This window comes from Streptomyces sp. NPDC025651, assembly GCF_055558735.1.
Genome location: NZ_JBVHLZ010000015.1, coordinates 178,281 through 187,373 on the forward strand (window position 1 = coordinate 178,281; position 9,093 = coordinate 187,373).

Consider the following 9,093-nt stretch of genomic DNA (forward strand, 5'->3'; position numbering starts at 1 on the left):
TAGCGGCCGTCCAGGAGTGCGGGAGAGCCCCTGGATAGTGTCACTGCAGTAAGTGAGTAAGTGAGTAATGGGGAAGCGGGTGTTGGTCGGCGCGAGTTCGCTCCGCACGACCGGGACGCGTAATTCAGCACGGTCAATTCCCGCTCCACGACGTGCGCGTGGCCACGGCCAGGAACCCCGTCCTCCTTGAATTGCCCCGTCATCTTGAGTCGCCCCCTTCATCTTGAGCTGCCCCCTTCATCAGGTGAATGTCGAGGAGCCATGGATCGATCGCGGTCTTTCGCCGATGCCGAGCAGGAACTCACGCGGGCCGATGCGCGGGACCTCCCGCTGACCGGTGCGCAGGCGGGAGTCTGGTTCGCGCAACGGGTCGACCCGGACCTGGCGATCTTCCGCGCCTCCGAGTACCTGGAGATCCACGGGGAGGTGGACCCCGAACTCTTCGAACGGGCCCTGCGCCAGGTGGTCGACGAGGCCGACACCGTGCACGTCGAGTTCCTGGACACCGACGACGGACCGCGGCAGCGGATCGGCGTGCGGCCGCCCGACTGGGAGCTGAACGTCCTCGACGTCTCCGCCGAGCCCGATCCCCGGCGCGCCGCCGTGGAGTGGATGGAGCGGGACCTCGGCCGGCCGATGGAGCTGACCGAGGCGCCGCTGTTCACCTACGCGCTCTTTCGCGTCGCGCCGGACCGGTGGTACTGGTACCACGCGTACCACCACATCCTCCTGGACGGAGTGGGTGCGGGGCTCCTCGTCCGCAGGGTCGCGCAGGTCTACACGGCCCTGGTCGAGGGCGGCGACCCGGGCCCCGCGCCCTTCGAGTCCGTCCGCACCCTGCTCTCCGACGACCTCGACTACCGCCGCTCGCCCGCGTTCGCCGCCGACCGGGAGTTCTGGCTCGGGCAGTATGCGGACCGGCCCGATCCGGTGGCCCTCTCGCCCCGCCCGCTGCGGCCCACCGCGGACTTCGTCCGGCGCAGCGCCCACCTGCCCCCCGAGGTCCAGCGCGCCCTGACGGAGGCGGCCGAGCGGGCCGGTGTCTCCCGGGCCCGGATCATCGTCGCCGCCACCGCCGCGTTCCTGCACCGGATGACCGGGAACCCGGACGTGATCCTCGGCTTCTCGGTGACCGCGCGGACCGGCGAGCGGTCCTTCAAGGCGCCCGGCATGGCGGCGAACGTCCTGCCGCTGCGCGTCCCCGTCGGCCCGGCCATGACCATCGGCGAACTCCTGGACGGCGCGCGGTCCGCCGTGCGGGGAGTGATGACCCACCAGCGCTACCGGGGCGAGGAACTCCGCGGCGACCTCGGCCTGCCCAGGGACCACCGCAGATACTTCGGGCCGCAGCTCAACATCGTGCCGTTCGACTACGACGTGCGCTTCGCCGGCCACCGGGCCGAGGCCCACAACATGTCGCAGCGCCTCATCGAGGACCTGGCGATATCGGTCTACGACCGGGTGGGCGACCGCGGGATCCGGGTGGACTTCGACGTCCACCCCGAGCTGTACGACGCCGATGAACTCGCCGCCCACCAGGACCGGTACGTCGACTTCCTCGGGCGCCTGGCGCGCGCGTCGACCGACCTCGACACCTTCGTGGGCCGCGTCGGCCTGCTCACCGACGAGGAGTCCGCGCCCGCGGCGCCGCGGGCCGCCGCCTCCCACGAGCCCGGTCCCACGCTGCCCGCCCTCTTCGAGCGGCGGGTGGCCGAGGCGCCCGGGGCCACCGCCGTCGTGTGCGAGGGAACCACCCTCGACTACGCGGAGCTCAACGGAAGGGCCAACCGCCTCGCCCGGCTCCTCGCGGCCGAAGGCGTCGGGCCCGAGGACCGGGTCGCCCTGCTCCTGCCCCGCTCGGAACTGTTCGCCGTCGCCGTGCTCGGCGTGCTCAAGTCCGGCGCCGCGTACGTGCCCGTCGACCCCGGCTACCCCGCGCGCCGCATCGGCCACATCCTCGACGACGCCGCGCCCACCTGCGTCGTGGTGGCGGAGGACACCGCCTTGGTGGCCGGGGGCACGGACGTCCGTGCCCTCGTGCTCGACGCACCCGACACCGCGGCCGCGCTCGACGCGTACCCGGCCGGGAACCTCACCGACGCGGAGCGCACGGCCCCGCTGACCGCCGCCTGCCCCGCATACGTGATCTACACCTCGGGCTCCACCGGGCAGCCCAAGGGTGTCGTCGTCACCCACGCCGGCATCCCGAACCTGACGCGGGCCGCCGCCGCGCGACTCGGGGTGCGGTCGGGCAGCAGGGTGCTGCAGTTCGCCTCCATGGGCTTCGACGCCGTGGTCCTCGAACTGTGCATGAGCCTGCTGACCGGCGCGACCCTGGTGTTCGCCCCGGGGGAGAGGCTGCTGCCGGGGCACCCGCTGGCCGCCTTCACCCGGCAGGCGGGCATCACCCACGCCCTGCTGCCGCCGTCCTCGCTGGCCGTCCTCGACCCGGCGGGCGGCCTGCCCCCGGACATGGCCTTCTTCGTCGGTGGCGAGGCGTGCCCCGCCGAGCTGGCCGCCCGCTGGTCGGCCGGGCACCGCATGGTCAACGCCTACGGCCCCACGGAGATCACCGTGGCCGCCACCATGAGCGAGCCGCTCCGCGGTGACGGGGAGCCGCCCATCGGCACCGCCCTCGACGGAACCCGCCTCCACGTGCTCGACTCCGGGCTCGCCCCGGTGCCGCCCGGCGTGCCGGGAGAGCTGTACGTCGCGGGGCCCGGCGTCGCCCGCGGCTACCTCGGCCGCCCCGCCCTCAGCGCCGAACGCTTCGTCGCCGACCCTTTCGGGGCCCCCGGGGAGCGCATGTACCGCACGGGGGACCTGGTGCGCCAACGCCCCGACGGGACACTGGACTTCGTCGGCCGCGCGGACGAACAGGTCAAGATCCGCGGCTATCGCATCGAGCCCGGCGAGGCCGAGAACGCCCTGCTGGGGCTGGCCCCCGTCGGCCGGGCCGCCGTCGTCGTACGCCCCGACGCGGACGGCGCCCCCGCGCTGGCCGCCTACCTCGTGCCGCGGGACGGCGCCGCCCTCGACACCGCCGCGGTACGGGACGAACTCGCCGAGCTGCTCCCGGCCCATCTGGTCCCCGCGACCTTCACGGTCCTCGACGCGATCCCGGTCACGCCGCACGGCAAGACCGACCGCAAGGCGCTGCCGGACCCGGCCGCCGCGGCTTCGAAGAGCGCGTCCGCCGCACCGCGCACCGCGCGCGAGAGCGTCCTGTGCGCGCTCTTCGCCCAGGTGCTCAAGACCGAACAGGTCGGGATCGACGACAACTTCTTCGACCTGGGAGGGCACTCCCTCCAGGTGGCCCGCCTCGTGCTCCTGATCCGCAACGAACTCGGCGTCGAGTGCGGCGTCGAGGCGGTCTTCGACGCGCCGACCGTCCGCGGCCTCACCGCGCACCTCGCGGGCGAGGCGGAGCCGGTGCAAGCGCCCACCGGGCCGGTGCCCGTACCGCGCGACGGCGACCTCGAACTCTCCTACGCCCAGCGTAGGTTGTGGTTCCTCGGGCGCCTCGAAGGGCCGAGCGCCGCCTATCACATCCCCCTCGTCCTCACCCTGGACGGCGCCCTGGACGCCGACGCGCTGGACGCCGCGCTCGGTGACCTCACCGACCGCCACGAGAGCCTGCGCACCCTCTACCGGGAGCACGAAGGCATACCGCTCCAGCACGTCGTCCCGGCCGGCCCCGCCTCCCGGCCGCGGCTGAGGCGCGCCGACTGCGACGACGACGGGCTGTACGACGCGCTCACCGCGGCCGTGGCCCGGCCCTTCGACCTCGCCGCCGAACCCCCGCTGCGCGCCACGCTGTTCACCCTCGCCCCCGAACGGCACGTCCTGCTCCTGCTGCTGCACCACATCACCGCCGACGCCGAGTCGTTCGGGCCGCTGCTGCGCGACCTGACCACCGCCTACACGGCGCGCGGGGACGGGCGGGCACCGGACCTGGCCCCGCTGCCCGTGCAGTACGCCGACTACGCCGTCTGGCAGCGCCGCGCGCTCGGCGACGAGACGGACCCCGACAGCGTCGTCGCCCGGCAGGCCGCCTTCTGGAAGCGGGCGCTGGCCGGGCTGCCGGACCACATCGACCTGCCCTTCGACCGGCCGCACCCGGCAGGCGCGGGCGCCGTCCCCTCGGGCCACCTGGTGCTCCGCCTGGACGCGCAGGCGCACCGCCGCGCCACCGAACTGGCCAAGGCCGCCGGCGCCAGCACCTTCATGGTGCTCCAGGCCGCGCTCGCGGCCACGCTGAGCAGGCACGGCGCGGGCGACGACATCGCGGTCGGCGCCCCGGTGGCGGGCCGTTCCGAAGAGGCCCTGGCCGACCTGGTCGGCTTCTTCGTCAACACGGTGGTGCTGCGCACCGACACCTCCGGCGACCCCACCTTCCGTGAACTGCTCGGGCGGGCACGGGAGTTCTCGCTCGCCGCCTACGCCCACCAGGACCTGCCGTTCGAGCGGCTCGTGGAGACCCTCAACCCGGCGCGCTCGATGTCCCGGCACCCGCTCTTCCAGGTGATGCTGGCGATGGACAGCTCCCGGCGCGCGCTGCCGTCCCTGCCCGGCCTCGAGCTCGGGCTGCTCGACCTGCCCTCGGGCAACGCCAAGTTCGACCTGTCGCTCAACGTCCGCGAGACCCACACCGCCGACGGCGCGCCGGACGGCCTGCTCATCGCCCTGGAGTACCGGGCCGACGTCTTCGAACAGGCCACCGCCGAGGCCCTGTTGGCCCGGTACGGCCGACTGCTGCGGGCCTGCGCCGCCGACCCGGACACCCGCGTCAGCCGCGTCCCCCTCCTCGACGCACAGGAGCGGCGGCTGCTGCTGCGGGAGTGGAACGAGACCGCGGCCGACGAGTGGCTCCAGGACGTGGTCGCCCGCGTCCGCTCGCTGGCCGCCGAACAGCCCTCGGCCGTCGCGGTCACCGACGAGGACGGCGACCTCACCTACCGCGAACTCGTGGACCGGACCGATGACATGGCCGCCCGCATCCAGGAGTCGGGCGCCGCGCCCGAGTCGCTCGTCGCGGTCCTCGCCGACCGCGGACGCCTGCCCGTCATCGGCTTCCTCGGGGCCCTCGCGGCCTCGGCCTGCTACCTCCCGCTGGACACCGACGCCCCCGCCGAACGCTCGGCCGAGCTGCTGACCGACGCGGGCGCGTCGCTGCTCCTGGTGGGGCCCGGACACGGCGACCTCGCCGACGCCGTCGCGGCGGCCGCCGGACGCCCGATGACGGTCCTGCGCATGGACGAGACCGCGCCCGGCACCGCGCGCCCGGCACCCTCGGCACCCCCGGCCGCCGACCAACTGGCGTACACCCTCTTCACGTCGGGCTCCACGGGCCGCCCCAAGGGCGCGATGGTGCACCACCGCGGCATGAACAACCACCTGCTCGCCAAGGTCGCGGACCTCGGGCTCGGCGCGGCGGACACCGTCGTGCAGAACGCCCCCCTGACCTTCGACATCTCCATCTGGCAGATGATCTCCCCGCTGCTCGTCGGCGGTCGCACCCTGGCCGTGGGCCGGGTCGCCGCGGCGGACCCGGACGAGCTCTTCGGCCGCGTGGTCCGGGAGCGGGCGACCGTCCTCGAAGTGGTGCCCTCGCTACTGCGCGCCGCGCTGGAGGCCTGGGACGAGGGCACCCCCGTACCCGACCTGGCGGACCTGCGGTGGCTGGTCGTCACCGGCGAGGAACTGCCCGGCGAGCTGTGCCGCCGCTGGTCCGCCCGCTTCCCCGCGATCCCGGTCGTCAACGCCTACGGCCCCACCGAGTGTTCGGACGACGTCACCCACGCCGTCATCACCTCCGGCCAGGGGGCGGGCCGCACGACCGCGCCGATCGGCCGGGCGATCCGCAACACCCGCCTGTACGTGCTCAGCGACGAGCTCCAGCCCGTGCCGGTCGGCGTGGTGGGCGACCTGTACGTGGCGGGCGTCGGCGTGGGGCGCGGCTACCTCGGCGATCCGGCCAGGACCGCGTACTCCTTCGTGGCCGATCCGTACGGGACCGGGGGCGGCAGGCTCTACCGCACAGGCGACCGCGTGCGGTATCTCCCGGACGGACAGCTGGAGTTCCTCGGCCGCAGGGACAACCAGGTCAAGATCCGCGGCCGCCGCATCGAGCTCGGCGAGGTCGAGGCGCGGTTGCGTGAACAGCCCGGCGTGAAGGACGCCGTGGCCACCGTGGTGACGGCGCCCGGCGGTCTGCCGCGGCTCGTCGCCCACGTCGTGGGGGACGCGGACCCCCGGGCGCTCCGCGAGGCGCTGGCCCGCGCGCTCCCCGACCACCTGGTGCCCTCGGCGGTGCACGCCCTGGACGCCATCCCGCTCACCCCCAACGGCAAGACCGACCGCGCGGCGCTGGTGACCCCCGAGGAGCTCGAAGGACCCGGCGCGGGGCGAACCGCGCGGGCACCGCGGACCTCGCAGGAAGAGCTGCTGTGCGTGCTGTTCGCCGACGTCCTCGGCGTCGGGCGCGTCGGAGTGGACGACAACTTCTTCGAGCTGGGCGGGCATTCGCTGCTCGCCACCCGCCTGGTGTCCCGGATCCGCTCGGCGCTCGGCCTTCAGGCGCGGGTCGCCGCGGTCTTCGAGGCGCCGACCCCGGCCGCCCTGGCGGCGCGCCTCACCGCCACCGGCGCGCCCCGCCCGGGGCTGGCGCGCCGCGACCGGCCCGAGGTGCTGCCGCTGTCGCACGTCCAGCGCGGGCTGTGGTTCCTCAACCGCGTCGAGTCCGGGCAGGGCACCTACAACATCCCGTTCGTGGTGCGCCTGACCGGCGAGCTGGACACCAGGGCGCTGGAAGCGGCGTTCGCCGCGGTGGTGGCCCGGCACGAGAGCCTGAGGACCGTCTTCCCCGAGGTCGGGGGCGAGCCCCGCCAGGTCGTCCTCGACCCCGCCGCGGCCGCCCCGGCCCTGACCGTCCTCGACGCCGTGGGCCAGGACACGGCCGCGGCCATCGCCCGTGCCACCGCGGAGGGCTTCGACCTCACCTGCCAACCGCCGCTGCGCACCGTCCTGTTGAGGACCGGGGCGGATGAGCACGTGCTGGTCGTCGTCGTACACCACATCGCGGGCGACGGCTGGTCGTCGGCGCCGCTGGCCCGCGACCTGTCCGAGGCGTACGCCGCCGCCCTCGACGGCGGGACGCCCGACCGGGAGCCGCTGCCCGTCCAGTACGCCGACTACGCCCTGTGGCAGCGCGAGCTGCTCGGTGACGAATCGGACCCGGACAGCCTCATCAGCCGCCAACTCCTCCACTGGACGGCAGAGTTGGCGGACCTCCCGGAGGAACTGGCGCTGCCCGCCGACCGGCCGCGGCCCGCCGGGACCGGACTGCCGGGCGGCCGCGTCCCCTTCGAGCTGACGGCAGGAACCCATCGCGCGCTGCTCCGGCTCGCCAGGGAGCGCGGCGCCACCCCCTTCATGGTCCTGCACGCCGCGCTCACGGCACTGCTGTGCCGGCTCGGCGCCGGCACCGACATCCCCGTGGGCACCTCCGTGCACGGCCGCGGCGAGGAGGCCCTCGACCCGCTGGTCGGCTACTTCATCAACACCCTCGTGCTGCGCGTGGACTGCGCGGGCGACCCCACCTTCGACGAGCTCCTGGAGCGGGTCCGGCACACCGACGTGGCCGCCTTCGCCCACCAGGACCTGCCCTTCGAGCGCCTTGTCGCGGCACTCAACCCGCCGCGCGTGCTCAACCGCCACCCGCTGTTCCAGGTGAAGCTGCTGCTGCAGAACCTGACCCGCGCCGACTTCACGCTGCCCGGCCTCGCCGCCGAGGCGCTGGACCACGATCCCGACATGGCCAAGGCCGACCTCCAGTTCAGCCTCTCCGAGACCTTCGACGGCCACGGCGAACCCGCGGGAGTCGAAGGGGCGGTGGGCTACTCGGCCGACCTGTTCGACCGGTCCACGGTGGAGTCGTTCGCCTCCCGCCTGGTCCGCCTCCTGGAGGCCGCCCTGGCCGACCCCGGCGTGCGGCTGGGCGCGCTCGACGTCCTCGACCCGGCCGAGCGGCACGAGCTCCTGGTCACCCGCAACGACACCGCCCACCCCGTCCCCGACGCCACACTGGCGCAGCTGTTCCAGGAGCGCGTGGCGCTCGACCCGCAGGCCCCCGCCGTCATCGACGGGCCGCTGCGCCTGACGTACGCCGAACTCGACGCGCGCGCCGACAGGATGGCCCAGCTGCTCGCCGGGCGAGGCGCGACGACCGAGACGCTGATCGCCCTCGCGCTGCCCCGGTCGGCCGACGCGGTGGCCGCGATGCTGGCCGTAGGCAAGGCCGGCGCCGCGTATCTGCCCCTCGACACGGACCAGCCGGGCACCCGCCTCACCACGGTGCTCGCCGACGCCGGGCCCGCCCTCCTGGTGACCTCGACCCGGACCCTGGCCGACACCCCCGCGCTGGCCGACGCGGACGTCCCGCTGCTGCTCCTGGACGCCGACGAGACGGTCGCCGCGCTGTCCGCGCTGCCCGCCGAGCCGCCGCGGGCCGGCGGCCGGGCGCACGACGCCGCGTACGTCATCTACACCTCGGGCTCCACGGGGCGCCCCAAGGGCGTCGTGATCGAACAGCGTTCCCTGGTCAACTACGCGCTGCACTGCGTGGCCCGCTACCCGGGCCTGGCCGGGCTGACCCTGCTGCACTCCCCGCTCTCCTTCGACCTCGGACTCACCGCCCTGTACGGCACGTTGCTCGCAGGCGGCTGCCTGTACGTCGCCGATCTCGACGAGCGCCTCGACGTGCCGGGCGGCCTCACCTTCGCCAAGGTCACCCCCTCGCACCTGCCGATCCTGGAGACGCTGCCGGGGATCTTCGCGCCGAGAGCCCAACTCGTCGTCGGCGGTGAGGCGTTGCGCGCCGACCAGCTGACCGCGTGGCGCGCGGCCCACCCCGAGGCGGACGTCGTCAACCACTACGGCCCGACCGAGACCACGGTGGGCTGTATGGACCACCGCGTTCCCGCGGGAACACCTCTCGCCGGTGGTTCTGTGGTGGTGGGTGGTCCGGTGTGGAATACGCGGGTTTATGTGTTGGATGGGGGTTTGGGGTTGGTGCCGTTTGGTGTGGTGGGT

General features: G+C 74.2%; 1 protein-coding gene. It reads left to right on the top strand.

All coding sequences use genetic code 11. The annotated features are described in order from the left end of the window. Nucleotides 1-261 precede the first annotated feature (261 nt). Nucleotides 262-9,093: non-ribosomal peptide synthetase (locus ACZ4D5_RS38475; protein WP_467777128.1), on the top strand; the 8,832-nt coding region annotated here is incomplete at its 3' end.